This window comes from Caldicellulosiruptor acetigenus, from assembly GCF_026914305.1.
In the GTDB taxonomy this organism is placed as follows: Bacteria; Bacillota; Thermoanaerobacteria; order Caldicellulosiruptorales; family Caldicellulosiruptoraceae; genus Caldicellulosiruptor; species Caldicellulosiruptor acetigenus.
Window position 1 is genome coordinate 2208000 of record NZ_CP113866.1, and the last position, 16727, is coordinate 2224726.

19 protein-coding genes and 1 pseudogene are annotated in these 16727 nt (G+C 37.7%); 4 read left to right on the plus strand and 16 right to left on the minus strand.

All coding sequences use genetic code 11. The annotated features are described in order from the left end of the window. Nucleotides 1-33: 33 nt before the first annotated feature. The 5 genes from OTK01_RS10855 to OTK01_RS10875 all read right to left on the minus strand — a co-directional run bounded on the left by OTK01_RS10855 (nucleotide 34) and on the right by OTK01_RS10875 (nucleotide 3722). Nucleotides 34-408: a P-II family nitrogen regulator gene (locus OTK01_RS10855; RefSeq protein ID WP_013403995.1), complete on the minus strand. Its 375-nt coding sequence runs from the start codon at nucleotides 406-408 to the stop codon at nucleotides 34-36. A 23-nt stretch (nucleotides 409-431) separates the two neighbouring features. Continuing rightward, entirely contained in the window at nucleotides 432-749 is a 318-nt protein-coding gene (locus tag OTK01_RS10860) for a P-II family nitrogen regulator (protein WP_013431037.1), read from the minus strand. Between the two features lie 24 nt (nucleotides 750-773). Next, on the minus strand, nucleotides 774-1598 hold the full coding sequence (gene nifH, locus OTK01_RS10865) for a nitrogenase iron protein (RefSeq protein WP_174256039.1): 825 nt from the start codon (nucleotides 1596-1598) through the stop codon (nucleotides 774-776). A gap of 394 nt (nucleotides 1599-1992) precedes the next feature. After that, entirely contained in the window at nucleotides 1993-2331 is a 339-nt protein-coding gene (locus OTK01_RS10870; protein ID WP_013433019.1) for a P-II family nitrogen regulator, read from the minus strand. 44 nt (nucleotides 2332-2375) lie between these two features. Further along, nucleotides 2376-3722 (minus strand): ammonium transporter, encoded by a 1347-nt coding sequence (locus OTK01_RS10875; protein ID WP_029228595.1) that lies wholly within the window; start codon nucleotides 3720-3722, stop codon nucleotides 2376-2378. A gap of 530 nt (nucleotides 3723-4252) precedes the next feature. Here OTK01_RS10875 and OTK01_RS10880 point away from each other — a divergent pair. Both OTK01_RS10880 and OTK01_RS10885 read left to right on the plus strand, forming a co-directional pair. Then, nucleotides 4253-4963, plus strand: a complete 711-nt coding sequence (locus tag OTK01_RS10880; protein WP_029228594.1) for a nucleotidyl transferase AbiEii/AbiGii toxin family protein — start codon at nucleotides 4253-4255, stop codon at nucleotides 4961-4963. Next, complete coding sequence (locus OTK01_RS10885) at nucleotides 4960-5289, plus strand: DUF6922 domain-containing protein (protein ID WP_013433022.1); 330 nt, start codon at nucleotides 4960-4962, stop codon at nucleotides 5287-5289. The genes OTK01_RS10880 and OTK01_RS10885 overlap by 4 nt, the downstream gene beginning before the upstream one ends. Nucleotides 5290-5339: 50 nt before the next feature. Here OTK01_RS10885 and OTK01_RS10890 read toward each other — a convergent pair whose 3' ends face one another. The 10 genes from OTK01_RS10890 to OTK01_RS10935 all read right to left on the minus strand — a co-directional run bounded on the left by OTK01_RS10890 (nucleotide 5340) and on the right by OTK01_RS10935 (nucleotide 13834). Beyond that, complete coding sequence (locus tag OTK01_RS10890; RefSeq protein WP_029228593.1) at nucleotides 5340-6737, minus strand: beta/alpha barrel domain-containing protein; 1398 nt, start codon at nucleotides 6735-6737, stop codon at nucleotides 5340-5342. Nucleotides 6738-6923: 186 nt separating this feature from the next. Further along, a complete protein-coding gene (locus OTK01_RS10895) occupies nucleotides 6924-8150 on the minus strand; it encodes a DNA recombination protein RmuC (RefSeq protein ID WP_029228592.1) in 1227 nt (408 codons plus the stop codon). 108 nt (nucleotides 8151-8258) lie between these two features. Then, nucleotides 8259-9146: a PSP1 domain-containing protein gene (locus OTK01_RS10900; protein WP_013433025.1), complete on the minus strand. Its 888-nt coding sequence runs from the start codon at nucleotides 9144-9146 to the stop codon at nucleotides 8259-8261. 7 nt (nucleotides 9147-9153) lie between these two features. After that, nucleotides 9154-10116 (minus strand): DNA polymerase III subunit, encoded by a 963-nt coding sequence (locus tag OTK01_RS10905; RefSeq protein WP_029228591.1) that lies wholly within the window; start codon nucleotides 10114-10116, stop codon nucleotides 9154-9156. Between the two features lie 26 nt (nucleotides 10117-10142). Beyond that, nucleotides 10143-10589, minus strand: coding sequence for a YaaR family protein (locus OTK01_RS10910; RefSeq protein ID WP_013433027.1), 447 nt, complete (start codon nucleotides 10587-10589; stop codon nucleotides 10143-10145). 26 nt (nucleotides 10590-10615) lie between these two features. Further along, nucleotides 10616-10945 carry a cyclic-di-AMP receptor gene (locus OTK01_RS10915; RefSeq protein WP_029228590.1) on the minus strand — a complete coding sequence of 110 codons (330 nt, stop codon included), beginning with the start codon at nucleotides 10943-10945 and terminating at the stop codon, nucleotides 10616-10618. Between the two features lie 73 nt (nucleotides 10946-11018). Next, a complete protein-coding gene (tmk, locus tag OTK01_RS10920) occupies nucleotides 11019-11642 on the minus strand; it encodes a dTMP kinase (RefSeq protein ID WP_014042557.1) in 624 nt (207 codons plus the stop codon). Beyond that, nucleotides 11629-13023, minus strand: a complete 1395-nt coding sequence (locus OTK01_RS10925; protein ID WP_464233309.1) for an aminotransferase class I/II-fold pyridoxal phosphate-dependent enzyme — start codon at nucleotides 13021-13023, stop codon at nucleotides 11629-11631. Before OTK01_RS10925 ends, tmk begins: the two co-directional genes overlap by 14 nt. After that, a complete protein-coding gene (locus tag OTK01_RS10930) occupies nucleotides 12983-13540 on the minus strand; it encodes a FumA C-terminus/TtdB family hydratase beta subunit (protein WP_029228588.1) in 558 nt (185 codons plus the stop codon). Before OTK01_RS10930 ends, OTK01_RS10925 begins: the two co-directional genes overlap by 41 nt. A gap of 120 nt (nucleotides 13541-13660) precedes the next feature. Further along, complete coding sequence (locus OTK01_RS10935) at nucleotides 13661-13834, minus strand: indolepyruvate ferredoxin oxidoreductase subunit alpha (protein ID WP_013433032.1); 174 nt, start codon at nucleotides 13832-13834, stop codon at nucleotides 13661-13663. Between the two features lie 97 nt (nucleotides 13835-13931). Between OTK01_RS10935 and OTK01_RS10940 the strand changes: the two are divergent. After that, a pseudogene (locus OTK01_RS10940) lies at nucleotides 13932-14069 on the plus strand (CAP domain-containing protein); the annotation flags it as partial. 194 nt (nucleotides 14070-14263) lie between these two features. Continuing rightward, nucleotides 14264-14947 carry a DUF5412 family protein gene (locus OTK01_RS10945; protein ID WP_029228587.1) on the plus strand — a complete coding sequence of 228 codons (684 nt, stop codon included), beginning with the start codon at nucleotides 14264-14266 and terminating at the stop codon, nucleotides 14945-14947. A gap of 69 nt (nucleotides 14948-15016) precedes the next feature. Here the strand turns inward: OTK01_RS10945 and cimA are convergent, their stop codons facing one another. Further along, nucleotides 15017-16597 (minus strand): citramalate synthase, encoded by a 1581-nt coding sequence (gene cimA / locus OTK01_RS10950; protein WP_014042561.1) that lies wholly within the window; start codon nucleotides 16595-16597, stop codon nucleotides 15017-15019. Between the last annotated feature and the right edge of the window lie 130 nt (nucleotides 16598-16727).

Here is a 16727-nt window from a genome sequence, read left to right on the forward strand (position 1 = left end):
TGTCAACCTCCTTTTATTTAAAGATAGGCTTTTTTATATCAGGGCTTCATAGCCCTTTTCTCTTGTCCTGATTCTTATGCTATCTTCAACAGGAAGAACAAATATCTTTCCATCGCCAATTTGACCTGTGCGATTTACAGCCATAATGATATTGACAACCCTCTCAACGTCTCTATCATCTACAATGATTGTAACCATTCTTTTGGGAATAAACTCCATAGCGGTGGATGAAAGAACCATCTCTGTAGCTTTGTCAACCTCCACTGCTTTTACCTCACCAACCAGCCCTCGCTGTTTGCCACGCCCCATGACTTTTTGGAATGTGGCAGCGGGATACCCCGCTGCAGCCAGCACATCTTTTGTCACACCCACTTTGTTCATTCGGATAATAGCTACAATCTCTTTCATTTTCAAAAAATACCTCCTTCTTACTACAGACCCTTTTCTCCCGTTCTGATGGTATAAGCTTCTTCAACAGGGCTTATAAATATCTTGCCGTCACCGAAATTGCCGGTATACGCATTTTGCAAGATTATATCAACCACTTTTTGGCAGTCATTATCTTCTACTACCATCATGATCATTGTCTTTGGAAGTTCGTCATAGACGATGTTCCCTGTTTTGATACCTTTTTGTTTTCCACGTCCAAATACATCAATCTTTGTCATTGAAACAAAACCGTTTGAGTCAAGTGCTCTCACAACCTTTTCTTGCATCTCTGGCCTAATTATTGCTCGTATCATCTTCATAACTATTCAAAACCTCCTTTTTTTCTAATCTGCCAGTCCATACTCTTCAATTAGCTTTTCAAGCTCATCCATTGGCATGGGTTTTGGAATGACGAACATGTCATTTTCAATTATCCTTTTTGCCAAGTCCAAATACTCTTTTGCCTGATTGCTCTCTGGGTCGTATTCAATAACAGTTTTTCTGTTAATCTCAGCTTTTTGGACAATATTATCACGCGGGATAAACTTTATAAGCTGTGTTCCAAGACGTTTGCAGAATGCTTCTAAAAGTTCTTTTTCATTTTCAACCCTACGCGAATTGCAAATTATACCACCAAGTCTAACACCACTTGTTTCAGCAAACTTGAGTATTCCTCTGCAGATGTTGTTCGCGGCATAAAGTGCCATCATCTCACCAGATGCAACAATATATATCTCGTTTGCCTTGCCTTCTCTGATTGGCATTGCAAAACCACCACACACAACGTCGCCCAGAACATCGTAGAACACAAAGTCAAGGTCGTCAGTAAAAGCTCCAAGCTCCTCTAAAAGGTTGATTGCCGTTATAACACCACGTCCAGCACACCCAACACCAGGCTCTGGCCCACCAGACTCAACACACCTAACTCCACCAAAACCAGTGAACATCACTTTGTCAAGCTTGACATTGCTTTCACCCACCTCTCGCACAGTGTCCATAACCGTTACCTGAGACTTGACACCTAAAATAAGGCGTGTTGAGTCAGCTTTTGGGTCACATCCGACAATCATTACCTTTTTACCAAGAGTTGCCAGAGCTGCAACTGTGTTTTGAGTTGTTGTTGATTTTCCAATTCCACCTTTTCCATAAATAGCAATCTGTCTCATAATCTAATTGCCTCCTTTCAGCAAGATTAAAATTGTTGAATTATGTGTTTTGATATGGTAAACTTAAAAATGGGATAATAAATCAATTTTTTTGCGAGCCAGGGGGAGATGATTTGTGCAAATCTACTAAGTAGCTGCAAGGTAGAGGAAGCACTTTTTATTCTTCTCCCCCTGTATTTTCAACAAGAATGAGCTAAAATCTATGAAAAAGGGCAACAGCAGACATCTAAGCCTTGTCATGACGATAACACATGGCAATGGCAGGCACAAAACACGCTATTCACTTTTTTTTAAAAAAGAGGGGCGCAAGAGACAAGGCAGAAGCTTTTTATTCAATTTGGGGGTGTTTTGGATGCCTGCTGTTGCCAAATTATAAACTCAAGGGGTAAGGGAAAGTTTAAATTGCTGTCTCGCCCTGTTCGCCAGTTCTTATTCTCACTGCATTTTCTACGTTATAAATGAATATCTTGCCGTCGCCTATCTTTCCAGAGCGTGCTACTTTAACAATGGTATTAACAATTCTATCCACTTCTGAGTCCTTTACAATAAGCTCTATCTTGACCTTTGGCAAAAGATTTATATTAATCTCCACACCCCTGTAATATTCAGTTCTTCCTTTTTGAAGACCACAGCCCATAACCTGTGACACTGTCATGCCTTTAATTCCAAGTTGATTTAAAGCATCCTTTACCTCTTCAAGCTTTTCAGGTCTAATGATACACTCAATCTTTTTCATTAACCTTCACCCTTTTCAAATAAAATTTGTCTTAAACCCAAAACTTACTTTACTGTCTGAGACTTCATTACAAAGTCACTATACGCTGTTGCACCATGTTCTGCAACGTCAAGACCTTCTATCTCTTCTTCTTCAGAAACTCTGAGTCCAACTGTTATTTTGATGATTGCAAAGAGGATAAAAGCTGTCACAGTGGTCCATACAAATGTTGATGCAACACCAGCAAGCTGAACCAAAAACTGTTTTATTCCTCCACCATAGAAAAGTCCGCCATCTAGAGCAAAAAGTCCGACCATCAGTGTTCCAAAAGCTCCACATACGCCGTGCACAGAAATTGCACCAACTGGATCGTCTATCTTGAGTTTCTTGTCGATAAACTCAACAGCCACTACAACCAATATACCTGCAAGCCCGCCTATTATTGCTGCACCCCATGGGTTGACAGATGCACAGCCTGCTGTGATTGCAACAAGGCCAGCCAAAGCACCGTTTAGTGTCATACTAACGTCTGGTTTTTTGTACTTTAGCCATGTGTATATCATTGCTAAGTTTGCACCCATCGCAGCTGCCAGGTTGGTGTTGACAGCAATATCGCCAATCTTTTCATTCATACCAGATAAGGTTGAACCTGGGTTGAATCCAAACCAACCAAACCACAATATAAACGTTCCAAGTGCTGCCAAGGTTATACTATGACCAGGTATAGCATTTACTTTACCATCTTTTGTGTATTTACCTATTCTTGGTCCAAGCAATGCAGCACCAATCAGAGCACTCCAACCACCAACAGAATGTACAACAGTAGAACCTGCAAAGTCGATAAATCCAAGTTTGCTCAGCCAACCGCCGCCCCATGCCCAGTGACCTACAACAGGATAGATGATAAATGAAATTACAGCACTGTAAATGCAATACGCAATAAACTTTGTTCTTTCAGCCATAGCACCTGAGACAATTGTTGCAGCTGTTGCAGCAAACACTGTTTGGAAGATCAAAAATGATGTAAGCGGGATAGACAGGCCCAAGTGTTTAAATGAATCACTCAGGAAAAATCCAGACGTACCGATAAACCCACCTGCGTCTTTCCCAAACATGAATGCAAATCCAAAGAGCCAGAATATCACAGAACCTATTGCAAAGTCCATTAAGTTTTTCATAACAATATTGCTCGCATTTTTTGCTCTGGTAAAGCCTGCTTCGACCATTGCAAATCCTGCTTGCATAAAGAACACCAAAAATGCCGTAACAAGAACCCAGACATTATCAACGGCAATTGCCACTTTATCGGGTGTAACCTGGTCTGCTTTTGCTATTGATGTAACAAGCAGCAAAGTTGCAATTGTCCCTACCGGGATTAAAAAGGCCTTGTAGTTTTTAATGAGTCTATTCATCTTTAAAAACCCTCCTTAAACCTAACTTTTTACTGATATACAACCTTGTTTCACTTGCCCTGCGCCCCCCTTTTCAAAGTAAAGATTCTCTGGTATAATGAAAAAGCACGCAATTTTTAAAAAGAGAAGATTGAAAAACTAAAGGTATATGGAGTCTGATAAAATTGGGTAATTAAAAAAGGCAAAGGCAACCTTTTGAAAGGCGCCTTTGCCTTTCTTTCTTTATTCTCTTTGTTTATTCTCATTATATTCTTCATTTTGCAATTTGTCAATACCAAAATTGCATTTTATTTTATATAAAGTTTCTAAGGTAATTTGTAATTGTTTTAGATATAGTATATAAAAAGTATGACATATTTGTATAATTTGTATTTAGTTAATTAAGCCTTACAATACCTTATTAGTCGATTATTGCAGGATAATAAATTTGCAAGATATAATCCATCATAGTTAAATTTGAGTTAATTAATTTATTTTAAGGTTATGTTATAATGGTTAATAGAAGGAAAATAAAAAAGGAGTCAGCTGAGATGGATATAGAAGTATTAGACCCAGTAGGGTATGAAATATGTAGAAATATCGCTAAAAGCAATTTGTCAAAAAAATTCTACCTTGCAGGTGGTACTGCACTAGCATTACAGCTTCAGCATAGAAAGTCATATGACTTGGATTTTTTTCAAAAAGAAGTTAGCGAAAAGATAGAATTTGAATATATTTACAATATCTTAACCAAGTTATTTTCTAAAAAGGATGTAAATATTATTATAAAGCAACTTGACCAAGTGACTTCTACAATATGTGGAGTAAAGGTAAGTTTCATTGCATATCCTTTCCCTTTGATTGAGCCATTAGTCCAAGGTGATAAAATAGACATTCGTTTAAAAGGAATCAATTTAGCATCTCCTAAGGAAATAGCTTTGATGAAAGCGTATACCATCGGTAGACGACCAACATATAGAGATTATATTGACTTGTATTTTTTACTCAAAAGAGGTATTGTAAATTTAGAATATATTTTAGAGAAAGCACCCCAGAAATTTGTAATAGAAGGTGAATCAGTTTTTTCAAAGAAATTGTTCTTAGAACAACTTATGTATACAGAAGATATAATTGATAAAGAAACGGCATTAATCTCTGTAATAGGTAAAACACCAAAAGTAGATGAAATAGAAAAGTTTTTAACTCAGCAAGCTAAAATAGTAATTGAAAAGTATATAAAGAAAAGAGGTATGCTACTGTGAAACTTCCAGAGGATTTTAAAATCTTATTCAAAAATTACAACTTTGAAATGTTAGATACAGAAAAACACAAAGAATTAATAATAAAGACAGTATTGGCAAAAGGCAATTGGGAACATATTGAAAAGCTTTTTACTTTTTATAGTTTCAACGAAATAAAAGAAGTATTCTTGAAAGACTTTTATGGAGTTCAAGAACTCCCTATACCTACAATTTATCTTTGGGGAAGTCTATTTCTCGATGAAAAAGAGTATTGGGAATACAGAAATATGAGAAGTAAGATGAACTTAGTAGAAAAGTGGAAACAGACAAGAAAGGTTTATAAGTAAAAAGCCAGCCCAACTTTTTAGGACTGGCTCTTTTTATATGTTGAAAAAAACTATTTTACCCTGCTTTCATGCATCTTGAAAAGCTCTGGCATGACTTCGCGAACAACCATTTCAAGCTCATCGTCGCCAATAACAGTTGTTCTTCCATTTTCGTACTCCTTGTCAACCCACTCTTTGATTTTAGCAACTCTAGGGTCGCGCTTGTCAATTCTCTTGTCACCTTCAAGCCTGAAATATGTGTTAATCCATGCAGCGATACCTGCAAGCCCAGAGTGCGCATCAACTGCAATGACAATTGGACGGTTTAAAATCTTCTTTGTATCAAAGATGTTGTAGATTTCCTCATCCTTTAAAATACCGTCAGCATGAATTCCTGCTCTTGTTGCATTAAATGCCCTTCCTACAAACGGCGTTCTTGGTGGAATCTCATAGTCAAGCTCTTTTTCAAAGTAATCTGCAATCTCAGTGATTACCTCAAGCCTCATATTCTTTGTTGTCCCACGAAGCTGGGCATATTCAATTACCATAGCCTCAAGCGGAGTATTGCCCGTCCTCTCGCCAATACCCAGAAGCGAACAGTTGACTGCAGATGCACCGTAAAGCCATGCAGTGCCAGAGTTGACAACAGCTTTGTAAAAATCGTTGTGACCGTGCCACTCAAGCCACTCAGACGGCACCTCTGCATAGTGTCTAAGTCCATAAATTATTCCCTGCACGCTTCTTGGCAGAGCAACTCCCGGGTAAGACACACCAAGCCCGAGGGTATCGCATGCTCTAATCTTTACAGGCATATTTGCTTGGCGCGCAAGTTTCATAAGCTCGTTTGCAAACGGAACAACAAAGCCGTAAAAGTCTGCTCTTGTGATGTCCTCAAAATGGCAGCGCGGAATAATTCCATGTTCAAGTGCTGCTTCAACAATAGAAAGATACATTTCCATTGCCTGTTTTCTTGTCATATTGAGTTTTTTAAATATATGATAGTCAGAGCAGGACACCAAAATTCCCGTTTCTTTGATGCCCATTTCTTTCACAAGTTGAAAATCCTCTTTTCTTGCTCTTATCCATGAGGTAACCTCTGGATACCTATAACCTCTTTCCATGCATTTAATAACAGCTTCTCTATCTTTTTTTGAATATAGGAAAAACTCTGTCTGACGGATAACACCAGAGTCGTTGTCAAGCTCGTGGAGATAATCATAAAGCCTTACAATCTGTTCAACTGTATAAGGAGACCTTGCTTGCTGACCATCTCTGAATGTTGTATCTGTTATCCATATCTCATCAGGCACAAACATAGGGACATGCCTGTGGTTGAATGCTATCTTGGGTATCTCTGTGTATGGGAAAATCTCTCTATAGAGGTTCGGCTCTGGAACATCCTGGAGTGTATATTTATACGCTGCCTGCTCAATTAGGTTTGTCCTGGGATTAAATTCTACTCTTGCCACTTAAGCTTCCCTCCACATTGTATATATGTATACAATCAAGTGTTATGAGATATATTATATTCTACTTTTGCATTTTTGACAATAGGACATTGCAAATTATTCTTTTGCGCAAGACTATATTTTAAGATATGAGTTGAAATTTTGCAAGATGGCAATTTAAAATCTTCATATGTGAGATTATTTCCCTTAACCTTCTTCAATAGCTTCCTCGTCATAAAGAATCTTTTCAGGGTCTTTTTCGGAAGAGAGGACCTCAACACTTTTGAGTTTTCTTTCTATGGTTCTTGTCTTTCTTGTTGCAGTGTCAATTGTATCCTGTGCCTCAGAAAGCTTCTTTTTAACCTTTTCAAGAATCTCAGCAAACCTTGAAAATTCAGTTTTGACCGCTGACAAAAGCTCCCAAACCTCGCTTGTTCTCTTTTCAATTGCAAGGGTTTTAAAGCCAAGTGAAATGGTGTTGAGCATTGCAACAACTGTTGTGGGTCCCGCAATAATCACCTTGTATTCCCTTTGCACAGACTCAAACAGCCCGGGTATTCTCAAAACCTCTGCATAAAGCCCTTCAGAGGGCAAAAACATGATAGCAAAGTCTGTTGTTTTAGGCGGGTCTATATACTTTTCCTTTATAGCCTTTGCATTTTGCCTTATACTATTTTCAAGCTCCTTTGAAAATCTTGCAACTTCTTCTGCCTCCGCTTTCTCCTGCGCCTCAATAAGCCGCTGATAACTTTCTATGGGGAATTTAGAGTCTATTGGAAGGTATATAAATTCATTATCCTTTGAATTTTTAGAAGGAATCTTAATAGCAAACTCAACTTGCTCTTGAGTGTGTGGTTTTATCCTTACATTTCTTTCGTACTGTGAAGAATCCAAAATCTGGCCTATGATATTGCCAAGCTGAATCTCACCAAGCGTGCCTCTAACCTTTACATTGCTCAAAATCTTTTTAAGGTCTCCAACACTTCCTGCCAGGGCCTGCATCTCACCAAGCCCTCTGTGGACAAGCTCAAGACGCTCTGATACAAGCTTGAAAGACTGCGAAAGTTTTGTCTCTAATGTGCTTTGTAGCTGGCTGTCAACAGTCTCTCGTATTTTCTCAAGCTTGCTATCTATCTCTTTTCGGATACTGTCAAGCCTCTCCTGATTTGATGATGTAAAATTTATTATCTGATTGGATATGTCTGAAAACCTTGTCATCAAAATGCCGCCAAATGAACTTATCATACTTTGCGTTTCATTTTTATTCTGAGAAAATTGTTGCGATATGGAATTTTGAATTTGTTCAAGTTCCTTTTCAATCTCCAAAAGTTTATTTTGTGTCTCAGAAGAACTCATATTGTTTTTAAGTCTTATGAGCAGTAACAAGTTTGATACGATAAGAACGATAATAACAATTAGCAAAACTACTTCCAATCTTTATCACCTCTGTTTTAGAAAAGAATCTTAAAATTTAAAAAACGGGCTGCTTTCACAGTAACTTTTTAGCAGCCCTTTTTGCCTCTTTCAAGTTTAAATTCAATTTTATTCTTCCAAATCCAAAAGCTCTTTTAGCTCGTCGTCATCAAGTGCAACAACCGGCTGTTGAATCTTTTTGGTGTCTTTTAGAATCTCAAACTCACCAACAGAGTATTCTTTTAGCTCTACATTTTGCATCTCATCTTCAAATCTAACCTTTATCTTTTCTTTTAAGACATTCACCTCAACAACTTCACCTATGCCATCGGCTGTTTTTACAATCGCACCTATTCCTGGAAGTTTGAGCATTGCCTCTTCATAGAATTTTTGCTCGTATGTCAAGCAGCACATGAGCCTTCCGCAAAGGCCGGATATCTTTGCAGGGTTTAAAACAAGCCCCTGCTGTTTTGCCATCTTTATTGAGATTGGCACAAACTCACAAAGATGCACCGCACAGCAAACCTCTCGTCCACACGGCCCTAAACCGCCACGGAACTTTGTGTCGTCTCTGACACCTATTTGTCTCAGCTCAATCCTTGTTCTGAAAACTGCTGCAAGGTCTTTTACAAGTTCTCTGAAATCAACCCTTCCTTCTGCCGTGAAATAGAAAAGAAGCTTGTTGTTGTCAAATGTGTACTCGGCATGCAAAAGCTTCATAGGAAGCCCATGCTTTTGTACTTTTTCCTTGCAAATCTCAAGTGCTCTTGCTGCCTTTTCCATGTTCTCTTGAGCTTTTTTGTAATCCTCTTCTGTTGCCTTTCTTACAACCTTTTTGAGAGGCTGGACTATCTCCTCGTCCGGCACCTCTCTTTTTTCTATCATAACTTTTCCCATCTCAATCCCGCGGACTGTCTCAACAATGACGTCATCTCCAGCTTTCAAATCTATGTTATTCGGGTCAAACCAGTATATCTTTCCAGCTTTTTTGAATCTAACTCCAACAACTTCTGCCATCTTTCTTTTAGCCCCCTGATAGTTTTAAAAAAATCATGTCAAGCACATTGTCTGAGATTACATTTGCATCTGGGTACTTTTCTAACATTATGAAATCCTGCAGTAGCCTGTATATATGTGAGATTGTATGCTTGTTTGCAAACTCAACTATCTTTTCTAACTTGTCTGTGTTTGTAATAAGCTCAACAAGGTTTGTTTTTTTGAACATAAGCGCATCTCTTAGAAAGTATATTACCGTTTCAAATAAAAATGCAAAGTCGTCTTTAAACTTTTCAAAATCACTTTCAAATTCTTTTATCAAACTAAAACTTGCCCCGTCGTACGAAAGAAGTTTATCAAAAATATAGTCTCTTTTATTTTGAACCTCTTTATCATAAAAATCAAGAGCAATTTTAGGATTCCCTCTGCAAAGTTTTAAAACATAGTCTTTGGGCTCATATCCATGACTTTTCAAAATCTCAGAGATTTCGCTTGAGCTGTATCTTTTGAATGAAAGTACTAAAGACCTTGAAACCACTGTCGGCAAAAGCCTTTCTAAATTGTTGCATGTGAGAATAAAAAGAGCATACTCTGGAGGTTCTTCTAAGGTCTTTAAAAGTGCATTTTGAGCACTTGTCGACATCTCCTCTGCCTCTTGTATTATATATACCTTTTTACTTGCAAAAATAGGTCCTCGTGAAATGTCTTTTATAATCTCTCTAATAGCGTCAACGGATATCTCTTTTTTATCTTCATCTCTCTTTATTATTTTAAAATCCGGGTGTGTGAGTGCATCAAAGAGCCTGCAGCTTTTGCAAACGCCGCACGCAATCTTTTTTTCACACAAAACTTGCTTTGAAAAGGTCATTGCCAAAAGTTTTTTACCAAGTCCTTTTTCACCTTCAAAAATGTATGCGTGAAAAGGCCGAATAAGTGCCTTCTTGAGAGTAGCAACAAGTCCTTTTTGACCTATGAAAGCGTCTAAATTCATATTCATCTCTCACCCTGTGCAAATTTCTAAATAAACAGGTCAACAAGCAGTCCTTTTATCTCTCCTACATATGATAAAACCTTGAGATTGTCTGCCTCTTTTTTCAAAATCTCCTGGGTCAGCATGTCCATCTTTTCATCAATCTTCTTGACGATACCAAACACCTTGTGCCTGCCTTTTCTGCCAAAAAGGCTTTCATTAAAATACTCATGGGAAGAATACACTGTGTATCCCAAAAGCTCTTTTATGGTCTTTTTATACTCTTTGAGTGTTGAAAGGTCTAACCTCTCTGCAAGGCTCTTGCCAAGAGAGTCTATTTTGTTAATAAGCTCTTTTATTCTATTGATAATTTCATCTTTCTCAAGCTGCTTTACATAGTTTGAAAAAGAGTCTTTTGGTCTTTCAACCCTTCGCTGGTCTTGAAAAAATGTTATATTGTTTATATTGTTTCTTTTAACATCTTCTACTCTCATCTTACTTTCCCACTTCTTAAATTTTTTTAAACCTTCTCAAACCTCTCAACATTGAGGACAAATATTGTAGCACCACCAATTGTTATTTCAACAGGATATGGCAGGTATACACCTGCTGAGGGATTGTTTGTCACAGGCGATGAGACAATTTGTTTGCGTGTCTTGCACTTTTGAGATATAATGTCAATCACCTCAGCAACTCTGTCATCATCAATGCCTATGAGCAAAGTGGTATTGCCAGAGCGCAAAAATCCACCCGACGTTGAAAGCTTTGTCGCCATTATGCCTTCTTTTTGAAGAGCGTCCAAGAGCCTGCCAATGTCTTCATTTTGTACAACTGCTACAATGAGCTTCATCTTTCCTCTTCTCTCCTCTCTTTGAAAAGCTTCTTCTTTAAAGCTCGCACTTCTTTTTCTACTCTTTCTACTTCTATTTGTTTACTAATAGCCTTTCTATCTCATACAACACCTTTTCAAAGACTTCTTTTTCTGAACCCTGCGCCTCAATGTTTACACATCTTTCAAACCATTTTGATACCTCTTTAAAGCCGCTGTAGACACGCCTGTGAAACTCCAAATCTTCTAAGTCAAGCCTGTCAGTTTTGCCAGCTATTTTAATCCTTTGCAGGGCTATTTCAGGCTCTAAGGTAAGAACAATGTAAAGGTCGGGTTTTATTCTATCTTCAAAGATTGAATTTAATCTCAGAATATTTTCAACACCAACCCCTCTTACAATGCCCTGGTAAACTACACTGCTTAGGATGTATCTGTCGCAAAGCACAATGTACCCTTCATCAAGGGCAGGAATGAGTACATTTTTAACATGTTCGTTCCTGTCTGCAGCTAAAAGCAGAGCTTCAGTCAGCCCATCCATCTTATATTGAGGGTCTAAAAGAAGCTTTCTGATTCTGTATCCTACTTCTGTTCCACCTGGCTCTCTTGTTGTGAGAACCTTGTATCCTTTCTCTTTGAGATATTTTTCGACTTTTACAAGCTGTGTAGTTTTACCTGAACCATCGTTTCCTTCAAATACTATGAGTTTACCCTTCCTCAATCACATCAACCTCATTTTTTTTGATAAATTCAATACCCAAAAGTTCTTGTAAATATTCTATAGTATCCTTTTCTATAACCTCACCCTCAACAACAACCGGAAATCCCGGCGGGTAAGGAATGATTGCCTGCGCACATATAAAGCCTTCTGCCTCACAAATCTTTACTCTTCTTTTTTTCATGTTGTCAACTTCATACACTTTCAAAGCCTTTTTTGGTCTTGGCGGTGATAAAAACTTTTTTTTCAGCACTTCTTTTCCTTTTTCTTTTATTATATCATAAAAAAAGCTTTCCAAGATTTCAAAATTAAAAAGAGCATCTACCAGAGAAAAATAAAACAGAATCCTATTTTGGTCAAGAAGCTCTGGAACAATGGAATACTTCTCCAAAAGACTTTTTGCAAAACTTTGCTTTACCCCTGCTTTGCTAAAGTTTAGAAGAAGTTTTAAAATATCCAAATCGCTGTAGACATAGTTTGTATAATCCAAGACCGGCTTGCATAGCTTTTCAAGTTTTTCTTCGAGCTCATCAAAAAGCTGTCTGCCAAACATTTTTGAAAACTCTATCCCATACTCACTCCAAGCAAGCAGCACATACGACGGACTTGTTGTATGAAGATAACTTAAATTAGCAGAAAGTTTTTTGGTATCCTTCTCCGCCAAATTTGACAAAAGCAGTGCAGACTGGTTTGGGCATGGCAATGTTTTGTGAAGACTTAAAATGCATATGTCAGCTCCGCTATCCAAGGCTGTTTTTTTCCCTACAAATTTAAAATAACCGCCATGAGCTTGGTCAACTATGAGTTTCTTCTGATATTTTTTTGCAATCTTTGAGAGCACCTTTACATTCTGCTCAATGCCATAATATGATGGTGAGGTTATTACAACAATTTGAGATTTTGAAGTTTGAAGGACACTTTCAAAGTGCTTTTCGTCGATATATGTAAATATTCCTAAAGAATCATCGTACTGTGGATATATATATTCAATGTCAAGTTTTAAAATCTTTGCAACATTATATATGCTTTTATGAGCATCTCTATTTATAAGTATACCGTCATACGGATTTGAAAATGCAGCAATTGAGGCTTGCAGAAGGTGTGTTGAACCCTGAAGAGACAAAAAACTATAATTTGAACCAAAAAACTCATTAATTCCATCTAAAAATTCCTTTATATAACCTTTTGGATCCAATAAGTTGTCTGTATACAAGGTTTCTGTGACATCAAAGTTGGGAAATATATTTTTAATAGCATCTGGGAAAATCTCATCTTTGCCTTTGTGACCTGGCATGTGAAGACGCAAAAAATTGTAACTCTTAAGAGCATTGAAAATCTTAAGATTATCTAAAATTCTGCGCATACTTTCTTGGTCCAACTTCATATATATCTTCCCCTTGAGAATCTATTGCAACAATGCACGGTAAATCTTCCACCTCAATCTCACGAACTGCCTCTGCACCAAGGTCCTCAAACATAACAATCTTTTGAGATTTGACACAGCTTTGAATCAAAACTGCAGCACCACCAAATGTGGCAAGATAAATGCTACCGTGCTTTTTTATTGCCTCTTTTACAGCCTCATTTCTTTTCCCCTTTCCAATTAAAACCTTTATTCCAAGCTCAAGCATCGTGGGGGTAAATGCATCCATCCTGCCTGCTGTTGTTGGACCACATGGTCCTATTACTTCACATGGCTTTTCAGGACAGGGACCCATGTAATATATCGCACCGTTTTTAAAATCTATTGGAATTTTATTACCTTTTTGAATCATCTCAAAAAGCTTTTTGTGAGCAGCATCCCTCGCAACAAAAAGTTTGCCACACACTAAAACTTCTTGCCCACACTTTAGTTTCTGTATCTCCTCAGGATTTTGAACTGGAACATAAATCCTGTTCAATTTCTTTTTCGCCCTTCCTTTCAACTATGCACATTTTTCAAATTTTGTTTCAATTTATAATTTAAAGACCGGGCGTTTGATTTTTTACCCGGTCCTAAGCTATTTTGCAACTTTCAAGAACTACTCTCTTGGCTTTGGAGCATCAACTGGACATACATTTGCGCATGCACCGCATGAGATGCATTCTTCTTCGTTGATTACATACTTTCCATCGCCAGCGGATATGCATTGAACAGGGCATTCACTCTCGCATGCGCCGCATGAAATACAATCATCTGTGATGTAATATGCCATTTTATCTTTGCCTCCCTTTTTGAAATTAGATTTACTTCTATAATAATACCACGATTTTGAGGTTTTTAAAATAGATTTTTAATTAGGTGTGTAAGTGGTTGTTCGTTCATGGATGAACTCCCCAGGTCACAGAGCAAATATCCTAAGCCCCTCTTTTACTGAAATTGGTGTTGGGGTTGCAAAAAACAGCAAGGGAGTTTTGTACTGGACCCAGATGTTCATAAGACCATACTGAAAGTTAATTTTTGTAAAGATAAAATGCTTGAAAAGTAATAACTGGGGACCAAAAAGAGTGTATTTTTTAAAAATGGTCCTCAGTTTTTATTTTTTTTGTTAAAAAATTTGAAAACTTTTTACATTTATAATTCATGTTATGATAAAATAAAACTATCTATATAATTTTCAGAAAGGTGGGTATAAAATAGCAAAATGTTAAAGAAAATATTAATCTCCGTATTACTACTGCTTGGCTTACTAACATATGGAATCTACTGGGCTTTTTTTGATATAGACAGACTACCTAAGGGTAAATTTTTGGCAAGCTCTACTTCACCAGATGGTACTTACTTTAGATTTTCTTACACTAAAGCCGCCACTAATACAAGTCAAAATCTAAAAGCTAATAACCTGGAGAGAACCTATTTAATGAAAAACAAAAAGAAATTCATAGCAGATATCATCTCAGTTTTACCAGTTGTAGAAGAAAAGAATATAAACAACTCAAATATAGACAGCAACATAAGTAAAGTAAAAGCAGAAAGGCAAGCACATTATAAAATTATTAAAGCCGTGTTAAATGAAGCCAACCGCAAAAGCATCCTTGGCCTTGCTTCAAACAAAGATGCATATTCATTTGTATCTGAGAAAGTGCAAAAAATACTCTTTCCTAAACCTACACAAGATATTTACACCTGTTATTATAAGGTAGAACCTGCTGACCCCAAGCAAACCGTTATTTGGAACAAAAAAGGATATTTCTATTTTGTGTACTGCTTCACAGACTCTTACACACCAAATCCAGCTGACCCTTATGGTGATATTAAAAAGATGGTTCTGTTGCTTGAAAAAATTAAAAACAAATGGATAATAAGTAATTTTTCAAGCAATAATTAAAAAATTTAGACACATAAAAAGCAAGCAAGGGCTGTCAAAATTATTTGAGATGGACAGCCCCCACTTTATTTATTTCCCCACTTTTTCTTTGCAAAGCTTATACTCCAGTGAGTCAACAAGTGCAATCCAGCTTGCATTTACAATGTCGGTTGAAACACCTACAGTTGTCCAGGTGTCTTTGCCGTCTGTTGACTCAATCAGAACTCTTACCTTTGCAGCAGTTGCAGTCTCTGCATTCAGTACCCGCACTTTATAGTCAACAAGATGCACCTCTTTTAGCTCTGGGTAGAATTTTTCCAAAGCCTTTCTCAAAGCATTATCTAAAGCATGAACAGGGCCATCACCTTCAGCAGCAGTGATTGCTGTAACTCCATCTACCGCAATCTTTACAATTGCAGATGAGCTGTACTCTACTGCCGGCTCGTTAATGAGCACTTTAAACTCTTTGAGAGTAAAGAACGGCTGGTAAAGCCCCAGCTTTTTTCTAATTAACATCTCAAATGAAGCCTCTGCAGACTCAAACTGATACCCTTCATTTTCAAGGCGCTTTAGCTCATCAATAATCTCTTTTGTCACAGGTGAGTCTTTTGTAACTGTCGGGTCAATCTCGCGAATCTTGTCAAGAATTGTAGCCCTTCCTGCAACCTCAGACAGTACTATCCTTCTTGCATTTCCAACAACCTCAGGATTGATATGCTCAAAAGAGGCTGGATTTTTCTTGACAGCATCAATGTGCATTCCGGCCTTGTGAGTAAATGCATAAGCTCCAACATATGGTGCTCTTTCGTTTGGAATCATGTTGGCAATCTCTGCAACATACCTTGAAAGTGATGTCAGGTGTTTTATGTTCTCATCTGGTACACATTTAAAGCCAAGCTTTAGCTGAAGATTTGGTATGAGCGTGATAAGGTCTGCATTTCCACACCTCTCACCATATCCGTTGATAGTTCCCTGAACCTGACGTGCTCCTGCCAAAACTGCCATGATTGAGTTTGCAACAGCCATACCTGTGTCGTTGTGACAGTGAATTCCAATTAATGTCCCAGGAAACATCTCAACAACTTCTTTTGTGATGTTATAAATATCCATTGGGAAGGTGCCACCGTTTGTATCGCACAGGTCTAAAGAATCTGCGCCTGCCTCTTTTGCAACCTTTAAAGTCTCCAAAGCGTATTTTTTGTTATTCTTGTAGCCATCAAAAAAGTGCTCTGCGTCAAATACAACATACTTGCCCAAAGACTTTAAATATTTTATAGTGTCATAAATCATCTGAAGATTTTCGTCCTCTGTTGTTTTCAAGACCTCTTTGACATGAAAATCCCACGACTTGCCAAAGATTGCAACAGCTTCGGTGTCAGCAGCAATTAGCGACTGGATGTTAGGGTCATCTTTAACGTCAATTCCCACTCGCCTTGTTGAACCAAAGGCGATAAGCTTTGCGTTTTTCAATCTCATCTTTTTAACTCTTGCGAAAAACTCCTGGTCTTTGATGTTAGAACCGGGATTGCCTGCCTCGATAAATTTCACACCAAATTTGTCAAGCCTCTCTACAATCTTGAGCTTATCTTCCAGAGTATATGAAATTCCACCAGCCTGAGCACCGTCTCTTAAGGTTGAGTCATAGATGATAATGGTCTTATTATTTTCCACTTCATTTTCCCTCCTTTTTGATATCAAAAAAGCCCAGCCTGTGATTTTTTAGGCTGGGCTTTTAAAATTCAATCTCAAATTTGATTGCAAATTCTAAAGATGCCCCAAGGGTCTCTTCAAGAACCCTCTT

Coding starts and splice junctions, on each gene's coding strand:
- OTK01_RS10855 (WP_013403995.1), bottom strand. CDS start 408: ATGAAAGAGATTGTAGCTATTATCCGAATGAACAAAGTGGGTGTGACA.
- OTK01_RS10860 (WP_013431037.1), bottom strand. CDS start 749: ATGAAGATGATACGAGCAATAATTAGGCCAGAGATGCAAGAAAAGGTT.
- OTK01_RS10870 (WP_013433019.1), bottom strand. CDS start 2,331: ATGAAAAAGATTGAGTGTATCATTAGACCTGAAAAGCTTGAAGAGGTA.
- OTK01_RS10875 (WP_029228595.1), bottom strand. CDS start 3,722: ATGAATAGACTCATTAAAAACTACAAGGCCTTTTTAATCCCGGTAGGG.
- OTK01_RS10880 (WP_029228594.1), top strand. CDS start 4,253: ATGGATATAGAAGTATTAGACCCAGTAGGGTATGAAATATGTAGAAAT.
- OTK01_RS10900 (WP_013433025.1), bottom strand. CDS start 9,146: ATGGCAGAAGTTGTTGGAGTTAGATTCAAAAAAGCTGGAAAGATATAC.
- OTK01_RS10905 (WP_029228591.1), bottom strand. CDS start 10,116: ATGAATTTAGACGCTTTCATAGGTCAAAAAGGACTTGTTGCTACTCTC.
- OTK01_RS10910 (WP_013433027.1), bottom strand. CDS start 10,589: ATGAGAGTAGAAGATGTTAAAAGAAACAATATAAACAATATAACATTT.
- OTK01_RS10915 (WP_029228590.1), bottom strand. CDS start 10,945: ATGAAGCTCATTGTAGCAGTTGTACAAAATGAAGACATTGGCAGGCTC.
- OTK01_RS10925 (WP_464233309.1), bottom strand. CDS start 13,023: ATGAAGTTGGACCAAGAAAGTATGCGCAGAATTTTAGATAATCTTAAG.
- OTK01_RS10935 (WP_013433032.1), bottom strand. CDS start 13,834: ATGGCATATTACATCACAGATGATTGTATTTCATGCGGCGCATGCGAG.
- OTK01_RS10945 (WP_029228587.1), top strand. CDS start 14,264: ATGTTAAAGAAAATATTAATCTCCGTATTACTACTGCTTGGCTTACTA.